The organism is Citrobacter sp. A316, assembly GCF_002042945.1.
Classification (GTDB): Bacteria; Pseudomonadota; Gammaproteobacteria; order Enterobacterales; family Enterobacteriaceae; genus Citrobacter; species Citrobacter portucalensis.
On the sequence record NZ_MVFZ01000002.1, the window covers coordinates 151,133 to 170,829 of the forward strand.

General features: G+C 54.5%; 16 protein-coding genes and 1 riboswitch. Of the genes, 9 read left to right on the forward strand and 7 right to left on the reverse strand.

Going from position 1 to position 19,697, the window contains the following annotated elements:
- The first annotated feature begins 4 nt into the window (after positions 1 to 4).
- Complete coding sequence (gene leuD, locus BZK41_RS02750) at positions 5 to 610, forward strand: 3-isopropylmalate dehydratase small subunit (RefSeq protein WP_079937092.1); 606 nt, start codon at positions 5 to 7, stop codon at positions 608 to 610.
- Positions 611 to 655: 45 nt separating this feature from the next.
- On the opposite strand, the gene BZK41_RS02755 is transcribed toward leuD, so the two are convergent.
- From BZK41_RS02755 to sgrT, 5 genes are all read right to left on the reverse strand, one after another.
- Complete coding sequence (locus BZK41_RS02755) at positions 656 to 1,648, reverse strand: LacI family DNA-binding transcriptional regulator (protein WP_079937093.1); 993 nt, start codon at positions 1,646 to 1,648, stop codon at positions 656 to 658.
- 82 nt (positions 1,649 to 1,730) lie between these two features.
- Entirely contained in the window at positions 1,731 to 3,014 is a 1,284-nt protein-coding gene (locus tag BZK41_RS02760; RefSeq protein ID WP_079937094.1) for an MFS transporter, read from the reverse strand.
- A 58-nt stretch (positions 3,015 to 3,072) separates the two neighbouring features.
- Positions 3,073 to 3,837 (reverse strand): gluconate 5-dehydrogenase, encoded by a 765-nt coding sequence (gene idnO / locus BZK41_RS02765; RefSeq protein WP_079937095.1) that lies wholly within the window; start codon positions 3,835 to 3,837, stop codon positions 3,073 to 3,075.
- A 274-nt stretch (positions 3,838 to 4,111) separates the two neighbouring features.
- Positions 4,112 to 5,290: a sugar efflux transporter gene (locus BZK41_RS02770; RefSeq protein ID WP_079937096.1), complete on the reverse strand. Its 1,179-nt coding sequence runs from the start codon at positions 5,288 to 5,290 to the stop codon at positions 4,112 to 4,114.
- Between the two features lie 373 nt (positions 5,291 to 5,663).
- Positions 5,664 to 5,792, reverse strand: a complete 129-nt coding sequence (gene sgrT, locus BZK41_RS02775) for a glucose uptake inhibitor SgrT (protein WP_079937097.1) — start codon at positions 5,790 to 5,792, stop codon at positions 5,664 to 5,666.
- A 99-nt stretch (positions 5,793 to 5,891) separates the two neighbouring features.
- Here sgrT and sgrR point away from each other — a divergent pair, with 99 nt between their 5' ends.
- The 4 genes from sgrR (at position 5,892) to thiQ (ending at position 11,000) form a co-directional block, all read left to right on the forward strand.
- Entirely contained in the window at positions 5,892 to 7,547 is a 1,656-nt protein-coding gene (gene sgrR / locus BZK41_RS02780) for an HTH-type transcriptional regulator SgrR (RefSeq protein WP_079937098.1), read from the forward strand.
- Positions 7,548 to 7,593: 46 nt separating this feature from the next.
- A riboswitch (TPP riboswitch) is annotated at positions 7,594 to 7,718 on the forward strand.
- Positions 7,719 to 7,748: 30 nt separating this feature from the next.
- Positions 7,749 to 8,732 (forward strand): thiamine ABC transporter substrate binding subunit, encoded by a 984-nt coding sequence (gene thiB, locus BZK41_RS02785; protein ID WP_079937099.1) that lies wholly within the window; start codon positions 7,749 to 7,751, stop codon positions 8,730 to 8,732.
- Positions 8,708 to 10,318, forward strand: a complete 1,611-nt coding sequence (thiP, locus tag BZK41_RS02790; protein ID WP_079937100.1) for a thiamine/thiamine pyrophosphate ABC transporter permease ThiP — start codon at positions 8,708 to 8,710, stop codon at positions 10,316 to 10,318. The genes thiB and thiP overlap by 25 nt, the downstream gene beginning before the upstream one ends.
- Positions 10,302 to 11,000 (forward strand): thiamine ABC transporter ATP-binding protein ThiQ, encoded by a 699-nt coding sequence (gene thiQ / locus BZK41_RS02795; RefSeq protein WP_079937101.1) that lies wholly within the window; start codon positions 10,302 to 10,304, stop codon positions 10,998 to 11,000. Before thiP ends, thiQ begins: the two co-directional genes overlap by 17 nt.
- Before the next feature lie 47 nt (positions 11,001 to 11,047).
- Here the strand turns inward: thiQ and BZK41_RS02800 are convergent, their stop codons facing one another.
- The gene (locus BZK41_RS02800; protein WP_038637157.1) at positions 11,048 to 11,815 is read right to left on the reverse strand and encodes a DedA family protein; all 768 of its coding nucleotides are present in this window, start codon (positions 11,813 to 11,815) and stop codon (positions 11,048 to 11,050) included.
- 119 nt (positions 11,816 to 11,934) lie between these two features.
- Entirely contained in the window at positions 11,935 to 12,780 is an 846-nt protein-coding gene (gene araC, locus BZK41_RS02805; RefSeq protein ID WP_079937102.1) for an arabinose operon transcriptional regulator AraC, read from the reverse strand.
- Between the two features lie 339 nt (positions 12,781 to 13,119).
- Between araC and araB the strand changes: the two genes are divergently transcribed.
- The 4 genes from araB (at position 13,120) to polB (ending at position 19,585) form a co-directional block, all read left to right on the forward strand.
- Complete coding sequence (gene araB / locus BZK41_RS02810; RefSeq protein WP_079937103.1) at positions 13,120 to 14,829, forward strand: ribulokinase; 1,710 nt, start codon at positions 13,120 to 13,122, stop codon at positions 14,827 to 14,829.
- 10 nt (positions 14,830 to 14,839) lie between these two features.
- Entirely contained in the window at positions 14,840 to 16,342 is a 1,503-nt protein-coding gene (gene araA, locus BZK41_RS02815) for an L-arabinose isomerase (protein ID WP_079937104.1), read from the forward strand.
- A gap of 105 nt (positions 16,343 to 16,447) precedes the next feature.
- Positions 16,448 to 17,143, forward strand: a complete 696-nt coding sequence (gene araD / locus BZK41_RS02820) for an L-ribulose-5-phosphate 4-epimerase (RefSeq protein ID WP_003018841.1) — start codon at positions 16,448 to 16,450, stop codon at positions 17,141 to 17,143.
- 90 nt (positions 17,144 to 17,233) lie between these two features.
- Positions 17,234 to 19,585, forward strand: a complete 2,352-nt coding sequence (polB, locus tag BZK41_RS02825) for a DNA polymerase II (RefSeq protein ID WP_079937105.1) — start codon at positions 17,234 to 17,236, stop codon at positions 19,583 to 19,585.
- Positions 19,586 to 19,697 lie beyond the last annotated feature (112 nt).

The window sequence follows — 19,697 nt, forward strand, 5'->3', positions numbered from 1 at the left end:
TACCATGGCAGAGAAATTTACCCAGCATACCGGCCTGGTTGTCCCACTGGATGCCGCCAACGTTGATACCGACGCAATTATCCCTAAACAGTTTTTGCAGAAGGTTACGCGCACCGGTTTTGGCGCCCATCTGTTTAACGACTGGCGTTTCATGGACGAAAAGGGCCAACAGCCGAACCCTGAGTTCGTTTTGAACTTCCCGGAATATAAAGGGGCATCCATTCTGCTCGCACGGGAAAACTTTGGTTGCGGCTCTTCACGCGAACATGCGCCATGGGCGCTGACCGATTACGGCTTTAAAGTGGTGATCGCACCAAGCTTCGCCGACATCTTCTACGGCAACAGTTTCAATAACCAACTGTTGCCGGTGACCCTGAGCGACGCGCAGGTAGATGAAATGTTCGCACTGGTGAAAGCCAATCCGGGCATTAAATTTGAAGTGGATTTGGAAGCGCAGGTAGTAAAAGCAGGCGATAAGTCCTACAGCTTTAAAATCGACGACTTCCGCCGCCACTGTATGCTGAACGGTCTGGACAGCATCGGGCTGACGCTGCAGCATGAAGCGGCTATCACCGAGTACGAAGACAAGCAGCCAGCATTTATGCAGTAATCTCTCCCGCTGGTCACCGTACGGTGGCCAGCCCCTTCTCTTCGCCTACAGCGTATCGCCGTAATAGATTTGGTAGCCAAGATTGACGCTGCCCGGCGCATCTTTCCCGTTCAAACGCTTAATCAGAATATCCGCCGCCGTTTTGCCAATCTCAAAGCGTGGCGTAATCACGCTGGCGATTTTTTGCAGCCGCGCACGGCCAATTTCCAGCCCGTGGAAACCGGCAATCGCCATTTTTCCCGGCACATCGTACTGCTGTGCCTGACACTCCAGCAGCGCGCCAACCGCCAGGTCATCGTTGGTACAGAAAATAGCGTCAATATCCGGCTTTTCCGCCATCGCCTGCTGGAACATCTTGCGTCCCAGCGCCACCGACGAAATAGTTTTTGGCGCCAGGTGGTACGCTTCCAGCCCCTGCGCCGCCAGCGCTTTCTCGGTGCCGCGAAAACGGCTAAGGTCGCGGGGGTCGTCCATCGAGCCAAAGAAAGCAATGCTGCGTTTGCCGCTGTCGATAAAAGCCTGCGTCATTTCAAATGCGGCTTTTTCGTTATCAAACCCAACCTGAATATCAAGATACTGGCCGCTAATATCCATCAGTTCCGCCACCGGTACGCCGCTGGCGCGTACGTATTGGATCATCCGCTCGGTATGCAGCTTTCCCGTGAGGATCAGGCCGTCGATATTGTAAGAGAGCAGATTCAGCACCTCGCGTTCTTCACGCTCGGCATCATATTCGTAGTTGGCGATCAGCGTCTGGTACTGGCAGGCCGAGGTGACGGATTCAATCCCCGCCAGCACGTCGGCAAAGATCTGATTACGAAACGAGGGGATCAGCACACCAATGGTTTTGCTGCGTGCGTTGAGCAGAATTTCCGGGGCGCGGTTAGGAATGTAGTTGTTCTCTTCCATGATTTTCGAAATCAACTCACGACTGCGTTGCGACACCTGATTCGGGTCACGCAGATAACGGCTGACCGTCATCTTATTCAGCCCGGCCAGATTAGCGATATCCTGTAATGTCATCCGATTGTTTTTCATGAGGTTCTCTACGACCAACAGCCTATTCTGCTCGCAGAGAACCTTATCACAGCCGGTTAGCGACTGCACTCCTCGCTCAACCTTAACGCGTAGCCATCTCAGCCGACGGCGACGTGGTTTCATTTTGCGCACGAACGCAGTACATCAGCACCACCGACGCCAGCAGAGCAATTGCCATAAAGGTGTAGGAGACACCCGGCCCGCCGGTCACGCCGTTAAGGTAACCCACCAGCCACGCGCCGAGGAATGCCCCTAACGCGCCAAAACTGTTGATCATCCCCATCGAGACGCCGGAGACGTTGCGCGGCAGCAGTTCGGGGATCAGCGCAAAGAACGGTCCGTAAGGCGCATACATACAGGCAGCGGCCACAACCAGCAGCGCGTAGGAGAGCCAGAAAGACTGGTTGCCCAACAGCCATGAGGCAAAGAACGCGATAGCGGCAATCAACAGCAGCGGCCAGATAAACAGCTTACGGTTCTGGAACTTATCGGACAGCCAGGAGACAGTCAGCATCAGGCAGATCGCCGCCAGATACGGCACCGCTGCCAGCCAGCCCACCGCCACGATGTCCATCTGAGCTGCGTTTTTGAGGATTGACGGCATCCACATCATGAAGCCATACACCCCGATGCTCCACAGCGCATGCACCGCGCAAAGCATAATGACGCTGCGTGAACGCATCGCTTCACCGTAGTTACGCATCGGTTTGATGTCTCGCTGCTCGCGATCCATCGCCTGCTGTAATGCCTGTTTCTCATGCTCGCTCAACCAACCGGCATCCGCCGGTTTGTCGCGTACCAGAATCACCCAGCAGAACGCCCAGATCACCGCCGGGATACCTTCGATAATAAACATTTCGCGCCAGCCCCAGGCTTCAATCAGGTAGCCGGAGACTATCGACATCCACAGCACTGTGACCGGGTTACCGAGAATTAAAAAAGTGTTGGCGCGCGAGCGTTCAGTTTTGGTAAACCAGTTGCTGATATAAATCAGCATCGCGGGCATCACCGCCGCTTCGACGATGCCGAGAATAAAGCGGATCGCCATCAGCGTTGGGATATTACTGACAAAGCCGGTCGCCGCGGCACAAAGCCCCCAAAGGATCAGGCTGTAAAAAATCATTTTGCGCACGCTATGCTTAACGGCGTACATCGCGCCCGGCACCTGGAAAAAGAAGTAGCCCAGAAAGAATAACGCGCCAATTAACGATGCGGTTCCCTGAGTAATCCCCAAGTCATGTTCAATACCCGCGGCAGCGGCAAAACCGTAATTGGCGCGATCGAGATAAGCTAAGCTGTAGGTAATAAAAATAATCGGCATTAAATACCACCAGCGACGCGCTGGCAGTTTTGCGAGCATATTCATACTCACTCCTTGGATTATTGTTTTCGCTGTCAGGCCGCGACCTGCGGCCCATTATTTATCAGACCGCGGCAAGCATGCCGCCGTCCACAAACAGAAGATGCCCATTCACAAAATCAGAAGCTGGCGCGGCAAGATAAACCGCCGCGCCGATCAGCTCTTCCGGGTTACCCCAGCGAGCGGCGGGCGTGCGCTGGAACAGCCAGGCGGAGAATGCTTCATCGTTGACCAGCGCGGTGGTCATGTCGGTGGCGAAATAGCCAGGAGCAATGCCGTTGACCTGAATATTGTATTCAGCCAGTTCCACGCACATGCCACGGGTTAACATTTTGACCGCACCTTTTGACGCCGCGTATGGGGTAATGGTTTTACGACCTAATTCGCTTTGCATTGAGCAGATATTAATAATCTTCCCGCGGCAGCGTTGCACCATGTAGCGGGAAACCTGCTGCGACACCAGAAAGACCGATTTCTGGTTTACATCAATCACTTTGTCCCATTCAGCCTCCGGAAATTCGGTGAAGGGATAACGACGCTGGATTCCAGCGTTGTTAATTAAAATATCAATGGCCCCAACTTCCTTTTCGATTTGCGCGATGGCGCGCGCCACCTCTTCCCCGTTGGTAACATCAAATCCATAGCCCACGGCGCGATAGCCTTCGGCAACCAACTTGTCCGCCGCCGCCTGCGCCCGCAACTGGGTAATGTCGTTAATCACAATCTCAGCACCGTGCGCCGCCAGACCGCTGGCCAGCAGGTTACCAATGCCCTGAGCGGAACCGGTAATCAGCGCGCGTTTGCCGGTAAGGTCGAATAGGTTTTTCATAAAAAACTCCTTTTTTAATAACTGTTACGCGTAACTGTATACGCGTAACAGTTAAAAAAAGAAGATCCAGGAAGAGGAAAATGATCGTTATGTGATCAACATTACATTTACGTGCAAGATGAAAAAAAGAGGGATAGGCCTGATAAACATAACGCGATCAGGCCGTAGGGACAGGTTGCCGGATGGCGGCGTAAACGCCTTATCCGGCCTACAAAAACGAATACAAAATATCGCCAGGCCGAGCGCTGCAACGCCGGGAAATTCCAGGTACGTATTAAACGTCCTTCACCCGCCCGGTCATCCACAGCGTAACCACCGAAATTGCCGCAATCACCCAATAGACAGCATAATGACCGTAGCTTTGCGCAACGGCTCCCTGAATCACACCCGCCAGAATGACTCCCGTTGAAATACTGTTGGTAAATAATGTGGTCGCTGACCCCGCACGTCCGGGCATCAGATCCTGAAACCACAGCATGCCTATCCCGGCGATAATACCGATAAATACCGCGTTAAACAGTTGCAGCACCAGCAACGCCGTACGGCTGTGAAAGAAGATCAAACCAAGATAAAACAGCACGCCTGCAGCTACGGCGGCGATCATCATTCGCCGTTTGCCAAAGCGCTTCACATAATAGCCCGCCAGAATCATCGCCGGAATTTCCAGCCCAGCCGCCGTCCCCATCAGGATCCCGGCCAGCTTGTCCGGCAAGCCCAGCTCAAGGCTTATCCACAGCGGCATATCGATGATGTACATGGTGTTGCAGGTCCACATCAGCGTGGAGGCAATAAACAACATGCGCACATTTTTGTTCTGCCAACCGCCGGTCTGTTCCAGCGGCACGTCTACAGGCTGCTCCACCCGAGCAACAGACGGCAATATCAGCGCAATCAGCACCAGGCTAATGGCAAAAATCCCTGCGGCAATGGAAAACATCGCCGTAAAGCCGTAATTCAGCGCCAGCATGAATGCCAGCGGCGGTCCAATCACCCAGGCCAGCGAAAGCTGCGCACGCATCACCGAGCTAAACATCACCACTTCACGCGCGGAGTTATCAGCATATTCCCGCGCCAGCGCAAACAGCTGCGGCATGGCGGTGTTCGCAAGCGAGGCCAGCAGCACACCGCAGGTGATCAGCGTGAGATAGTGGCGATTAAAGGCAAACAGCAGCGCGTTGCCAATTGCCATCAGGCAGCAGAACATGATCAGCTTGCGCCGATCGCCCTGGCTGTCGGATCGTTTCGCGAGGCCAAGGCTGACGACGATCCCGACAATCGCATTGACGGTGTAAAATAGCCCGACACAAAATGGCTGCGCCCCGACTTCACGGCTCAGGAACAGACTCAGCGTGGGTGCCTGCAATGCCCCCGCCACGCCCATCATAAAAGCGACCAGCATAAATGCCGCGTAAACGCCGTTGAGGCGCCGTCCCATGGTCATAATCCAGAGCATATCTTTCCTTTTAAGCGCAGCTGAAACGAAAAAAGCCAGCAGATAATACCTGCTGGCGGGTGAACGAGGCTGTATCCTGCCATTATATCTGGCATCGACGCTGGGTAAAAAACGCATAATCCAGGCGGAGGGCGCTGGGTATAGAAATCTATTCCCAAGCCTGACAACGCAGAGTATGCGTTTTTTACACGCGTCCCGGAGGGCTGGGGCCATTTTTTCACATAGCTGTGTTGCTCACACCTTATTTGGTCCACCAAATTTCACTGTTCGCGCCTTGCCATGTGAAAAAATTGCCACCAGCGATGCTCAGAGATAATGGCAGGATACAGCCTGCACCAATACTCAGTCACACATGATGTCTGCAATTCCCAATTCAGGAGTCAGATGTTATCTCCCACTGCATCAGCTCTTCGAGCATCTTTAAGCGCTGCGGTGCGCTCAGGCAAGCCAACCAGGACGATTTTTCTGTCGCGGTAAAGTACTTCAACCAGAACTGACGCATAGATGACCCCTTCGTTGTCTCATCGCTTCATCGGAATCTATTATTGGCTTAATATAGGGATTATAAAATTGCTGAGTTTTCCGCAGGAGTTCCCCTTTTATGTCTTCTGGTCGTTTGCAACAACAGTTCATCCGTCTGTGGCAATGCTGTGACGGCAAGACGCAAGACACGACGCTCAACGAGCTGGCGGATCTGCTGAGCTGCTCGCGCCGCCATATGCGTACGCTGCTTAATACCATGCAGGATCGCGGCTGGTTAACGTGGGAAGCTGAAGTTGGACGAGGTAAACGCTCGCGACTGACATTCCTCTATACCGGGTTAGCACTCCAGCAGCAGCGCGCGGAAGACCTACTGGAACAGGATCGCATCGATCAACTGGTGCAACTGGTCGGTGACAAAACGGCCGTCCGGCAAATGCTTATCTCCCACCTTGGCCGCAGCTTTCGCCAGGGTCGGCATATCATGCGCGTTCTCTATTATCGCCCCATGCACAACCTGCTCCCCGGCACGGCATTACGCCGCTCCGAAACCCATATCGCCCGGCAAATCTTCAGTGCCTTAATTCGGGTAAATGAGGAAAATGGGGAACTGGAAGCGGACATTGCCCATCACTGGCAGCAAATTTCACCTTTGCATTGGCGGTTCTTCCTGCGCCCGGGGATCCATTTTCATCATGGTCGCGAGCTGGAAATGGAAGATGTTATCGCCTCGCTGAGGCGCATTAACACCCTGCCGCTGTATTCACACATCACGCAGATCGTCTCTCCCACGCCCTGGACGCTGGATATCCATCTGGCCCAGCCAGACCGCTGGCTTCCCTGGCTATTGGGTCAGGTCCCCGCCATGATCCTGCCGCGAGAATGGGAAACACTAAACAACTTCTCCAGTCACCCGATTGGTACCGGTCCGTATGCAGTAATACGCAACACCAGTAACCAACTGAAAATTCATGCATTTGATGATTATTTTGGCTACCGGGCCTTGATCGACGAAGTGAACGTTTGGGTATTACCCGACATCGGAGAAGAACCTGGCGGCGGGTTGACGCTAAAAGGTCCCACAGAGGATGAAAAGGCGATCGAAAGCCGCCTCGAAGAAGGCTGCTACTACCTGCTGTTTGATGCGCGTAGCCACCGTGGCGCTAATCAGGAGGTACGCGAGTGGGCAAGCCGCGTTCTCTCGCCAACGAATTTAATCTGCCACGCCGACGAACAGTACCAGCGACTGTGGTTTCCCGCGTATGGTTTACTCCCCCGCTGGCACCACGCGAAACCTGGCCATGGTGAAAAACCCGCCGGGCTGGAAACGCTGACAATCACCTACTATCGCGATCATATCGAACACCGGATTATCGCGCAGATTATGAAAAGGTTGCTGGCGGAACATCAGGTACAACTGAATATTCAGGAGATCGACTACGATCAATGGCATGCAGGTGAAATCGTCAGCGATATCTGGCTCAACAGCGCCAACTTTACCCTCCCGCTGGACTTTTCGCTGTTCGCCCATTTGTGCGAAGTCCCATTGCTGCAAAACTGTATCTCGCGGGACTGGGAAAACGACGCGGCTCGTTGGCGAACGGGCGAAATGAGCCTGGCAGCATGGTGCCAACAGTTGCTCGCCACAAAGGCCATTGTGCCATTAATCCACCACTGGTTGATCATTCAGGGACAGCGCAGTATGCGCGGGCTGCGCATGAATACCCTCGGCTGGTTTGATTTTAAATCGGCGTGGTTTGCTCCGCCGGATCCTTAGATCCGGCTCTTGATTGCCGCATAGCAACAAAATCATTACACTAACGCCGTTCTCAACGGGGTGCTAAATAAAAAACATACACAAAATCATTCGATCTGTGTATGGGCTGAGAGATACCCGTCGAACCTGATCCGGATAATGCCGGCGAAGGGATTTGAGGCTTATCTCAAGTCCTTTGCCACCCAACTCTTGAGGTGCAAAGTGTTTAAAAAATGTCTTCCGCTTTTACTGCTGTGCGCAGCGCCTGTCTTCGCCAAACCTGTACTGACCGTCTATACCTACGACTCGTTCGCAGCTGACTGGGGCCCGGGCCCAACAATCAAAAAAGCCTTTGAAGCTGACTGCAACTGCGAGCTAAAACTGGTCGCGCTGGAAGATGGCGTCTCGCTGCTTAACCGCTTGCGCATGGAAGGAAAAAACAGCAAAGCCGACGTCGTGCTGGGTCTGGATAACAATCTGCTGGAAGCGGCCACGCAAACCAAACTGTTTGCCAAAAGTGGTGTTGCAAACGACGCCGTTAACGTACCCGGCGGCTGGAAAAACGATACCTTCGTTCCGTTTGACTACGGCTATTTCGCTTTCGTTTATGATAAGAACAAGCTGAAGAATCCGCCCAAAAGCCTGAAAGAACTGGTAGAGAGCGACCAAAAATGGCGCGTCATTTATCAGGATCCGCGCACCAGCACGCCAGGTCTGGGTCTGCTGCTATGGATGCAGAAAGTCTATGGCGATAAAGCGCCAGAGGCGTGGCAGAAGCTGGCGGCAAAAACCGTCACCGTCACCAAGGGCTGGAGCGAAGCCTACGGCCTGTTCCTGAAAGGTGAAAGCGATCTGGTGCTCAGCTACACCACCTCTCCGGCCTATCACATCATCGCCGAGAAAAAAGACAACTACGCCGCAGCCGACTTTAGCGAAGGCCATTATTTGCAGGTGGAAGTCGCCGCCCGGACTGCGGCCAGCAAGCAGCCGGAACTGGCCGAGAAATTCCTGAAGTTTATGGTGTCTCCTGCATTCCAGAATGCGATTCCCACCGGCAACTGGATGTATCCCGTAACGCAAGTCGCCCTGCCGCCAGGATTCGAGCAACTGAATAAGCCAGCTACCGCGCTGGAATTTACGCCACAGCAGGTTGCGGCTCAACGTCAGACATGGATTAGCGAATGGCAACGCGCCGTCAGCCGTTAATTCCCGGCTGGCTGGTTCCAGGGCTTACCGCAGCCACGCTGATGGTGGCCGTTGCCCTGGCCGCATTTCTGGCTCTGTGGTTTAACGCCCCGCAGGGAGAGTGGCTCTCGCTGTGGCAAGACGACTACCTGTGGCACGTAGTGCGCTTTTCTTTCTGGCAGGCTTTTTTATCCGCTGTGCTGTCGGTTGTCCCGGCGATTTTCCTTGCCAGAGCGCTCTATCGTCGCCGTTTTCCAGGACGTCTGGCGCTGTTGCGTCTGTGCGCGATGACGTTAATCCTGCCAGTGCTGGTCGCGGTATTCGGTATTCTTAGCGTCTACGGCCGCCAGGGTTGGCTGGCCTCGCTCTGGCATACATTCGGGCTGGAGTGGACGTTTTCGCCATACGGTTTGCAGGGCATTCTGCTGGCGCATGTCTTTTTCAATCTGCCGATGGCCAGCCGCCTGCTGTTACAGTCGCTGGAAAACATTCCCGGCGAACAGCGGCAGTTAGCCGCTCAGTTGGGTATGCGTGGATGGCATTTCTTCCGTTTTGTTGAATGGCCGTGGCTGCGTCGTCAGATCCTGCCCGTCGCGGCACTCATCTTTATGCTGTGCTTCGCCAGTTTCGCCACCGTTTTATCGCTGGGCGGCGGGCCACAAGCCACGACCATCGAGCTGGCTATTTATCAGGCGCTGAATTTTGATTACGATCCTGCCCGCGCAGCCATGCTAGCGTTGATCCAGATGGTTTGTTGTTTGGCGCTGGTGCTCCTCAGTCAACGTCTGAGCCGCGCGATTGCTCCCGGTGCTACCCTGGTACAAGGCTGGCGCGATCCCGACGATCGCCTGCACAGCCGACTGGCTGATGCAATCCTGATTATTCTTGCCCTGTTGCTGTTACTGCCGCCGCTGCTGGCGGTGATTGTCGATGGCTTAAACCGCCATGTTCTGGATGTACTGATGCAGCCAGTGCTGTGGCAGGCGCTGGGAACCTCGCTACGCATTGCCCTGGCAGCAGGTGCGTTATGCGTCGTACTCACCATGATGCTGTTATGGAGCAGTCGTGAACTCCGTGCCCGACAGCAGTTGCTGGCAGGCCAGATGCTGGAGTTGAGCGGCATGATGATCCTCGCCATGCCGGGTATCGTGTTAGCTACCGGCTTCTTTCTGCTGCTCAATAACACCATTGGGCTTCCCGAATCTGCCGACGGCATTGTTATTTTTACCAATGCGTTGATGGCGATCCCTTATGCACTGAAGGTGCTGGAAAACCCAATGCGTGACGTCACTGCGCGCTACAGTATGTTGTGCCAGTCGTTGGGCATTGAGGGATGGTCGCGCCTGAAAGTGGTTGAACTGCGCGCCCTGAAGCGCCCGTTGGCGCAGGCAATGGCGTTTGCCTGCGTTCTGTCGATTGGCGATTTTGGCGTAGTGGCGTTATTTGGTAATGAGGATTTCCGCACCCTGCCGTTTTATTTATATCAGCAGATTGGCTCTTATCGCAGTCAGGATGGCGCAGTTACGGCGTTATTACTGCTGATCCTGTGCTTTACGCTGTTTACCGTTATTGAGAAATTGCCGGGTCGAAATGTTAAAACTGATTGATATCACATGGCTTTATCACCATCTGCCCATGCGCTTTACGCTGTCGGTCGCGCGCGGCGAGCAGATTGCAGTGCTCGGCCCCAGCGGCGCCGGGAAAAGTACGCTTTTGAATCTGATTGCCGGCTTTCTCACGCCCGCCAGCGGTACCATGATGATTGAAGGTGAAGATCACACCGCCACGCCGCCCTCACGCCGACCCGTTTCCATGCTGTTTCAGGAAAATAACCTGTTCAGCCACCTGAGCGTGCAGCAAAACATTGGCCTGGGCCTTAATCCGGGATTGAAGCTGAACGCATCGCAGCGGGAGAAAATGCACCACATCGCCCAACAAATGGGGATCGACTCACTGCTGGAGCGACTCCCCGGCGAGCTTTCCGGCGGACAGCGACAGCGCGTGGCGCTGGCGCGTTGCCTGGTGCGGGAACAACCTATTTTACTGCTTGATGAACCGTTCTCTGCGCTCGATCCTGCGCTGCGCCAGGAGATGCTAACGCTGGTCGCCGAGGTCTGTCGCGAGAAGCAGTTGACGTTACTGATGGTTTCTCACAGCGTAGAAGATGCGGCGCGAATTGCGTCCCGCTCAATTGTAGTCGCCGACGGGCGCATCGCCTGGCAGGGCAAAACGGACGATCTGTTAAGCGGCAACGCCAGCGCCTCGGCGCTATTGGGCATTAAAGCATAATGCGTTGCCGGATGACGGCGTGAACGCCTTATCCGGCAACGGTATCGTCAGTAACCCACAACTTTACGCAGAATATCGATATACACCGGCATCAGCGGATGACGCAGCAACGCCACCAGCGCGACCACGCCGATCCCGAGCGTCAACGGCGCCAGATACAGCAAACGGCTGCGTGGGAAATACGCCGTTAAGCGATCGACAGCCGCTTTGCCACTGCGCCACAGGCGCCAGCACAACCAGCCGCCCACCCATAGCAGCAGCGCCGTCGCCAGCAGCAACCATTTGAAATCCCCGCTCTGCATATCAGAAGGAATATCAATTGCCGCCCCCGCCAGGATCCCCGGCAGGAAGTAGAACGGTGGCCACAGCACGCAGCCGATAATATTCGGGACGATAAATTTAGCGACAGGCAGATCCAGCATGCCTGCAACCATCGGCACCAGCGGACGCGTCGGTCCGACAAAACGCCCCACCAGAATAGTAAACATGCTGTGCTGATGCAGGGCGTGCTCGGTTTTATCCAGCAACGCCTTGTTCTTTTTCATGAACGACCAACGGTGCAATGGCTTTTTAAAGCGCCAGCCCAACCAGAAGGAGATCCAGTCCCCCAACAGACAGCCGACGATGCCCGCAAGCCAGGCATGCCAGAAGTTCAGTTCGCCGCTGCCAATCAGCGCGCCCAGCCCCGCCATCATCACGGTACCGGGCAGAATCAGGCCAACCAGCGCCAGCGACTCCAAAAAAGCCACCAGAAGTACGGCGATCAGAGAGTAGAGGGCGGACTGGAGAATAAAGTGTTCCAGCAATGCTTGCATAATGTGTCCGTCAAATTTACGAAGCAGGGATTTTGATAACCCCTCTCAACTTCGTCAAGCCATCAATTGTCTGAATAGATTGCGAGTTATGACAACTTTCAGGATACATCATTCACTTTTTATTCACATCCAGCGCGAAACTCGCTCGGACTGGCGCCGGTACATTTTTTGAAAACACGAGAGAAATAGAGCTGATCGTCAAAGCCAACATTGCGACCTACGGTGGCAATGGGCATACGTGTGGTACTCAGTAATAGCTTCGCCTGGCTGATGCGCTGATCTTCGCGCCAGCTTAATACGCTGATGCCCAACTGCTGACGGAACAGATGCGACAAACGGGAAGGCGACAGGCAGACGTGCTGCGCAACGCTGGCAATATCAAAATTGCTGTCCGCCAGGTGATCGCTGATGTACTGGCAGGCATCGCGGACGCGGTTGTCCATGGGCGGGTGTAGCGATTCATTGATGGCTTCCATACGCCGGAGCAACAACTGCTCCAGTAAATTAATCGCCAGCAGTTCGGAATAACGACCTTCTCCCTGCCCGGCGTTAATTATCTGCCCAAACAGCTCGTTAAAATGCGGCTGATGCGTTTCATCCGGGCGGAAAAAGCCGGTCTGGCCAAAAATGGCCGGCCAGGTCAGCCACTCCTGCCAGTAGGCGCGCGGGCGAAAGTAAACCCACTGGTGATACCACTCGCTGGCATCAGGATGGCGCCCGTAGTGGTGAATTTCACCAGGCGGAAACAACAGAATATCGCCAGGCCGGCAGACAAACTGCTTGCCCTGATTATTGATAACCCCTTCGCCACGGATGGTGAGATTGAGGATATAACCCTTCATACCCAGCGGCCTGTCGATAAAAAAATCCAGGTATCCGTTCGCCTCAATGGGGGTTAATCCGGCCACCAAATGCGCGTTAAACGAATAACCTGGCAACAGGGGATCGTTTTGCGTTTCAGCCATAATTTCAATACTCCCTATATCCTGCCAAGAAACAATTTGTCCATATTACGCCAGACATCATCGCTGTCGCCCCTGCGGACCGCTGTATTTGCGGCAATGGACCACCAATCCCGCTTGTGAAAAGCTCTTTGTAAAAAACATGTGCTACGCCAACGTCAAAATCGGCTAACAAAAGTGTCTATAACTACGGCAGAAATGTCCACATTGATTATTTGCACAGCGTCACACTTTGTGATGCCACAGCATTTTAGTCCATAAGATTAGCGGATCCTGCCTGACGGTTTTTATCGCTACTCACTACTGTTTATCCATACCCGTATTTTTGGATGGAGTAAGACGATGGCGATTGCAATTGGCCTCGATTTTGGTAGTGATTCAGTACGCGCTTTGGCGGTGGAATGTGCCACCGGCGAAGAGATCGCCACCAGCGTTGAGTGGTACCCACGTTGGCAGGAAGGGCAGTATTGCGATGGCCCAAACAACCAGTTTCGCCATCATCCGCGCGACTACATTGAATCCATGGAAGCGGCGCTGAAAACCGTACTGGCCGAACTGAGCGCTGAGCAGCGCGCGGAAGTAGTCGGTATTGGCGTTGACAGTACCGGTTCAACCCCGGCACCCATCGATGCAGACGGTAATGTACTGGCGCTGCGTCCGGAGTTCGCGGAAAACCCGAATGCAATGTTTGTCCTGTGGAAAGATCACACCTCAGTAGAAGAAGCTGAAGAAATCACCCGCCTGTGCCACACACCAGGCAAGATAGATTACTCCCGCTATATCGGCGGCATTTATTCCAGCGAATGGTTCTGGGCCAAAATCCTGCATGTAACTCGTCAGGACCATGCGGTAGCCGAAGCTGCGGTCTCGTGGATTGAGCTATGCGACTGGGTTCCGGCCCTGCTCTCCAACACCGTACGCCCACAGGATATTCGTCGCGGTCGCTGCAGCGCCGGGCATAAATCCCTGTGGCATGAAAGCTGGGGTGGTCTGCCGCCAGCCAGTTTCTTTGACGAACTCGACCCCATCCTCAACCGCCATCTGCAATACCCAATGTTTACCGATACCTTCACCGCGGATCTGCCGGTTGGCACCCTGTGCGCCGAGTGGGCACAGCGTCTGGGACTACCGGAAAGTGTGGTGATTGCAGGCGGCGCTTTTGACTGCCATATGGGCGCGGTCGGCGCAGGTGCACAGCCTAACACGCTGGTGAAAGTCATCGGCACGTCGACCTGCGACATTCTGATTGCCGACAAGCACAGCGTTGGCGAGCGTGCGGTGAAAGGCATTTGCGGCCAGGTTGATGGCAGCGTGGTACCTAATTTTATTGGCCTCGAAGCTGGTCAGTCTGCATTCGGCGATATCTATGCCTGGTTTAGCCGCGTGCTGAGCTGGCCGCTGGAACAGCTTGCCGCACAGCATCCGGAACTGCAGACCCAGATTAAAGCCAGTCAAAAACAGCTGCTGCCTGCACTCACCGAAGCCTGGGCGAAAAATCCATCACTGGAGCATCTGCCGGTGGTGCTCGACTGGTTCAACGGTCGCCGTACGCCCAATGCCAACCAGCGTCTGAAAGGCGTAATTACCGATTTGAATCTGGCAACCGACGCACCAGCGCTGTTCGGTGGTCTGATTGCCGCCACCGCCTTTGGCGCGCGCGCCATCATGGAATGCTTCACCGAACAAGGCATTGCGGTTAACAACGTGATGGCGCTTGGCGGTATCGCGCGCAAGAACCCGGTCATCATGCAGGCCTGCTGTGACGTGCTGAACCGTCCGCTACAGATTGTCGCTTCAGACCAGTGCTGTGCACTCGGTGCGGCTATCTTCGCCGCCGTTGCCGCGAAAGTACACGCTGATATCCCTGCCGCTCAGCAGCAGATGGCAAGCGCCGTGGAAAACACGCTGCAACCTCGCCCAGAGCAGGCTCAACGTTTTGAACATCTTTATCGCCACTATCAACAGTGGGCAGTAAGCGCTGAACAACAATACCTTCCGACTGCCGCTCCGGCGCAACAAGCCCCGGTAGATCTGGCAACCCTGACACATTAAGGACACGACAATGACGATTTTTGATAACTATGAAGTGTGGTTTGTGATTGGTAGCCAGCATCTGTATGGCCCTGAAACCCTGCGTCAGGTAACCCAACATGCCGAGCACGTCGTTAACGCACTGAATAATGAAGCTAAACTGCCCTGCAAACTGGTGTTAAAACCGCTGGGTACTTCACCTGACGAGATTACGGCTATTTGTCGTGACGCTAACTACGACGATCGCTGTGCAGGGATGGTGGTCTGGCTGCATACCTTCTCCCCGGCCAAAATGTGGATTAACGGTCTGACTATCCTCAACAAACCGCTGATGCAGTTCCACACCCAGTTCAACGCCGCCCTGCCGTGGGATAGCATTGATATGGACTTTATGAACCTGAACCAGACTGCGCACGGCGGCCGTGAGTTCGGTTTCATCGGCGCACGTATGCGTCAGCAACATGCCGTGGTCACCGGTCACTGGCAGGATAAACAAGCGCATGAACGCATTGGCTCCTGGATGCGCCAGGCCGTGTCCAAACAGGATACCCGCCACCTGAAAGTCTGCCGTTTTGGCGACAACATGCGTGAAGTTGCGGTCACCGATGGCGATAAAGTCGCTGCGCAGATCAAGTTCGGCTTCTCGGTAAATACCTGGGCCGTGGGCGATCTGGTGCAGGTAGTGAACGCAATTAGCGACGGCGAAATCAACGCGCTAATCGATGAGTACGAAAGCACCTACACCATGACGGCGGCGACGCAAGTCCACGGTGAAAAACGTCAGAACGTTCTGGAAGCGGCCCGTATTGAACTGGGGATGAAGCGCTTCCTGGAACAGGGCGGATTCCACGCCTTCACCACCACATTTGAAGATTTACACGGCCTGAAACAGCTCCCGGGTCTGGCCGTACAGCGTCTGATGCAGCAAGGCTACGGCTTTGCGGGCGAAGGCGACTGGAAAACCGCCGCTCTGCTTCGCATCATGAAGGTGATGTCAACCGGTCTGCAGGGCGGCACCTCATTTATGGAGGATTACACCTACCACTTCGAGAAAGGCAACGATCTGGTGCTCGGCTCGCACATGCTGGAAGTGTGCCCGTCCATCGCGGTGGAAGAGAAACCGATCCTCGACGTACAGCATCTCGGCATTGGTGGTAAAGACGATCCTGCCCGTCTGATCTTCAACACCAAAACCGGTCCGGCAGTGGTTGCCAGCCTGATCGATCTCGGCGATCGCTATCGTCTGCTGGTTAACTGCATCGACACGGTACAAACGCCGCACGACCTGCCGAAACTGCCGGTGGCTAACGCATTGTGGAAAGCCCAGCCAGATCTGCCAACCGCTTCTGAAGCCTGGATCCTCGCCGGTGGCGCGCACCACACCGTGTTCAGCCATGCGCTGGATCTGAACGATATGCGCCAGTTTGCTGAAATGCACGATATCGAGATCGCGGTGATCGATAACGATACCCGTCTGCCGGCCTTTAAGGACGCGCTGCGCTGGAACGAAGTGTATTACGGCTTCAAACGTTAACAACTGCCGGATGACGGCGTAAACACCTTATTCGGCCTACAAGAATGTGCGATTTGTAGGCCGGATAAGCGTAGCGCCATCCGGCAAGATTCATCGGAGAGCATCATGTTAGAAGATCTCAAACGTCAGGTACTGGAAGCCAATCTGGCGTTGCCTAAGCACAATCTGGTCACCCTGACCTGGGGGAACGTCAGCGCCGTCGATCGCGAGCGCGGCGTGTTTGTGATTAAACCTTCGGGGGTCGATTACAGCGTAATGACCGCCGACGATATGGTGGTAGTCAGTATCGCCACGGGTGAAGTAGTAGAAGGCCAGAAGAAGCCCTCTTCCGATACCCCAACGCACCGTCTGCTGTATCAGGCATTCCCGACCATTGGCGGCATTGTTCACACCCATTCGCGCCATGCGACCATCTGGGCGCAGGCCGGTCAGTCGATTCCGGCCACGGGGACCACCCATGCGGACTATTTCTACGGTTCGATTCCCTGCACACGGAAAATGACCGACGAAGAAATTAACGGCGAATATGAATGGGAAACCGGCAATGTAATCGTTGAAACCTTTGAGAAACAGGGTATTGACGCCGCGCAGATGCCTGGCGTGCTGGTGCACTCTCACGGTCCGTTTGCCTGGGGAAAAAATGCCGAAGACGCGGTGCATAACGCCATCGTGCTGGAAGAAGTCGCCTATATGGGGATCTTCTGTCGCCAGCTCGCGCCGCAATTACCGGATATGCAACAAACCCTGCTGGATAAACACTACCTGCGTAAACACGGTGCTAAAGCGTATTACGGGCAGTAACCTCTTCTGAGCATGACAACTGTATAAAATCACAGCTAATTTATCAGAACCAGGCTATAATAATGCCTGGTTTTTTGATGGATACGCAGCGTGGCGCAAGCAGGTTTTATTTTAACCCGGCACTGGCGGGACACCCCACAGGGAACTGAGGTCTCATTCTGGCTGGCTACAGACAATGGGCCGCTGCAGGTCACGCTCGCGCCTCAGGAGTCGGTCGCGTTTATTCCCACCAGTCAGGTTCCTCGCGTAACGTCATTATTACGCACTGAAAACGGCTATCGCCTGACACCGCTGCAGTTGCAAGACTTCCACCGTCAGCCCGTTTCCGGCCTGTATTGCCGCTCACATCGCCAGCTCATGCGGCTGGAAAAACTGCTGCGCGAAAACGCAGTCACCGTCTATGAGGCCGACGTACGTCCACCTGAGCGGTATCTGATGGAGCGCTTTATCACCTCCCCTGTTTGGGTTGAAGGCGACAAGCGTGATGGCATGCTAATTAATGCTCGCCTGAAGCCGAACCCTGACTATCGACCACCGCTAAAATGGGTATCGCTGGATATCGAAACCACGCGCCACGGCGAACTTTACTGCATCGGTCTTGAAGGTTGTGGGCAGCGTATTGTCTATATGCTCGGCCCGGCAAACGGCGACGCCTCTACGCTTGATTTTGAACTTGAGTACGTTGCAAGCCGTCCGCAGTTGCTGGAAAAGCTCAATGACTGGATTGCCCGTCACGATCCTGATGTGATAATCGGCTGGAACGTCGTGCAATTCGATTTACGCGTCCTGCAAAAGCACGCCGAACGTTACCGCATTCCCCTGCGTTTTGGTCGTGATAGTAGCGAGCTGGAGTGGCGTGAGCATGGCTTCAAAAACGGCGTATTCTTCGCGCAGGCTAAGGGTCGCCTGATTATCGACGGCATCGAGGCACTCAAATCCGCATTCTGGAATTTCTCGTCCTTTTCACTGGAAACGGTGTCGCAGGAACTGCTGGGCGAAGGGAAGTCGATTGATAATCCGTGGGACAGAATGGACGAAATTGACCGTCGATTTGCCCAGGATAAGCCCGCACTTGCCACCTACAATCTCAAAGACTGCGAGTTGGTCACGCGTATTTTTCATAAAACCGAGATCATGCCATTTCTGCTGGAACGATCGACGGTCAACGGTCTGCCGGTCGATCGGCACGGTGGTTCAGTTGCCGCCTTCGGACATCTCTACCTGCCACGAATGCACCGGGCGGGTTATGTGGCGCCGAATCTGGGTGAAGTCCCCGCGCACGCCAGCCCTGGCGGCTATGTGATGGACTCGCGTCCAGGCTTATACGACTCCGTACTGGTGCTGGACTACAAAAGCCTGTACCCCTCAATAATTCGTACTTTTTTAATCGATCCGGTGGGGCTTATCGAAGGGATGGCGCAGCCGGATCCGGAATACAGCACCGAAGGGTTCCTTGACGCCTGGTTTTCCCGCGAAAAGCACTGCCTGCCGGAAATCGTTACTCAGATCTGGCACGGGCGCGAAGAAGCAAAACGCCGCGGCAATAAGCCACTTTCGCAGGCGTTGAAAATCATCATGAACGCATTTTACGGCGTGCTGGGCACCACCGCCTGTCGCTTTTTCGACCCGAGACTGGCCTCGTCCATTACCATGCGCGGCCATGCGATCATGCGCCAGACCAAAGCGTTAATTGAGGCTCAGGGTTACGATGTCATTTATGGCGATACCGATTCCACCTTCGTCTGGCTTAAAAAGGCGCACTCAGAAGACGATGCAGCCCGAATTGGTCGGGAGCTGGTGAGCTATGTCAACACCTGGTGGGCGCAATCGCTGAAGCAGCAAAATCTGACCAGCGCGCTGGAATTGGAGTTTGAAACCCATTTTTGTCGCTTTCTAATGCCGACCATTCGCGGTGCAGATACCGGCAGTAAAAAACGCTATGCGGGGATGATTCAGGACGGTGCTGAGCAACGAATGGTGTTTAAGGGGCTGGAAACGGTACGAACCGACTGGACGCCGCTGGCCCAACAGTTTCAGCAGGAGCTATACCTGCGAATTTTTCGTAACGAACCTTATCAGGAGTTTATTCGCGAGACTATTGACCGTCTGATGGCTGGTGAAATGGATGAACAACTGGTGTACCGCAAGCGCCTGCGCCGCCCGTTAAGCGAATACCAGCGAAATGTTCCACCACACGTTCGTGCCGCGCGACTCGCCGATGAGCAGAATGTAAAACTGGGGCGTCCACCGCAGTATCAGAATCGCGGAACCATAAAATATGTCTGGACGGTCAATGGCCCTGAACCTGTTGATTATCAGCTATCTGTGCTCGATTACGAGCATTATCTGACCCGCCAGATCCAACCCGTTGCCGAGGGAATTCTTCCCTTTATTGACGATAATTTTGCTACACTACTCACAGGACAACTGGGGTTATTTTGACGCGTGACGAAACCGCCGCCATCCAGTACCATAGCGCCCTTTCCATTCCTGGACCCATTTAACACCACTACCACTGATTTATTAGCCTGGTAGCGGGGTCGTATGCTCTCAA

Coding starts and splice junctions, on each gene's coding strand:
- leuD (WP_079937092.1), top strand. CDS start 5: ATGGCAGAGAAATTTACCCAGCATACCGGCCTGGTTGTCCCACTGGAT.
- BZK41_RS02755 (WP_079937093.1), bottom strand. CDS start 1,648: ATGAAAAACAATCGGATGACATTACAGGATATCGCTAATCTGGCCGGG.
- BZK41_RS02760 (WP_079937094.1), bottom strand. CDS start 3,014: ATGAATATGCTCGCAAAACTGCCAGCGCGTCGCTGGTGGTATTTAATG.
- idnO (WP_079937095.1), bottom strand. CDS start 3,837: ATGAAAAACCTATTCGACCTTACCGGCAAACGCGCGCTGATTACCGGT.
- BZK41_RS02770 (WP_079937096.1), bottom strand. CDS start 5,290: ATGCTCTGGATTATGACCATGGGACGGCGCCTCAACGGCGTTTACGCG.
- sgrT (WP_079937097.1), bottom strand. CDS start 5,792: ATGCGTCAGTTCTGGTTGAAGTACTTTACCGCGACAGAAAAATCGTCC.
- sgrR (WP_079937098.1), top strand. CDS start 5,892: ATGTCTTCTGGTCGTTTGCAACAACAGTTCATCCGTCTGTGGCAATGC.
- thiP (WP_079937100.1), top strand. CDS start 8,708: ATGGCAACGCGCCGTCAGCCGTTAATTCCCGGCTGGCTGGTTCCAGGG.
- thiQ (WP_079937101.1), top strand. CDS start 10,302: ATGTTAAAACTGATTGATATCACATGGCTTTATCACCATCTGCCCATG.
- BZK41_RS02800 (WP_038637157.1), bottom strand. CDS start 11,815: ATGCAAGCATTGCTGGAACACTTTATTCTCCAGTCCGCCCTCTACTCT.
- araC (WP_079937102.1), bottom strand. CDS start 12,780: ATGGCTGAAACGCAAAACGATCCCCTGTTGCCAGGTTATTCGTTTAAC.
- araB (WP_079937103.1), top strand. CDS start 13,120: ATGGCGATTGCAATTGGCCTCGATTTTGGTAGTGATTCAGTACGCGCT.
- araA (WP_079937104.1), top strand. CDS start 14,840: ATGACGATTTTTGATAACTATGAAGTGTGGTTTGTGATTGGTAGCCAG.
- araD (WP_003018841.1), top strand. CDS start 16,448: ATGTTAGAAGATCTCAAACGTCAGGTACTGGAAGCCAATCTGGCGTTG.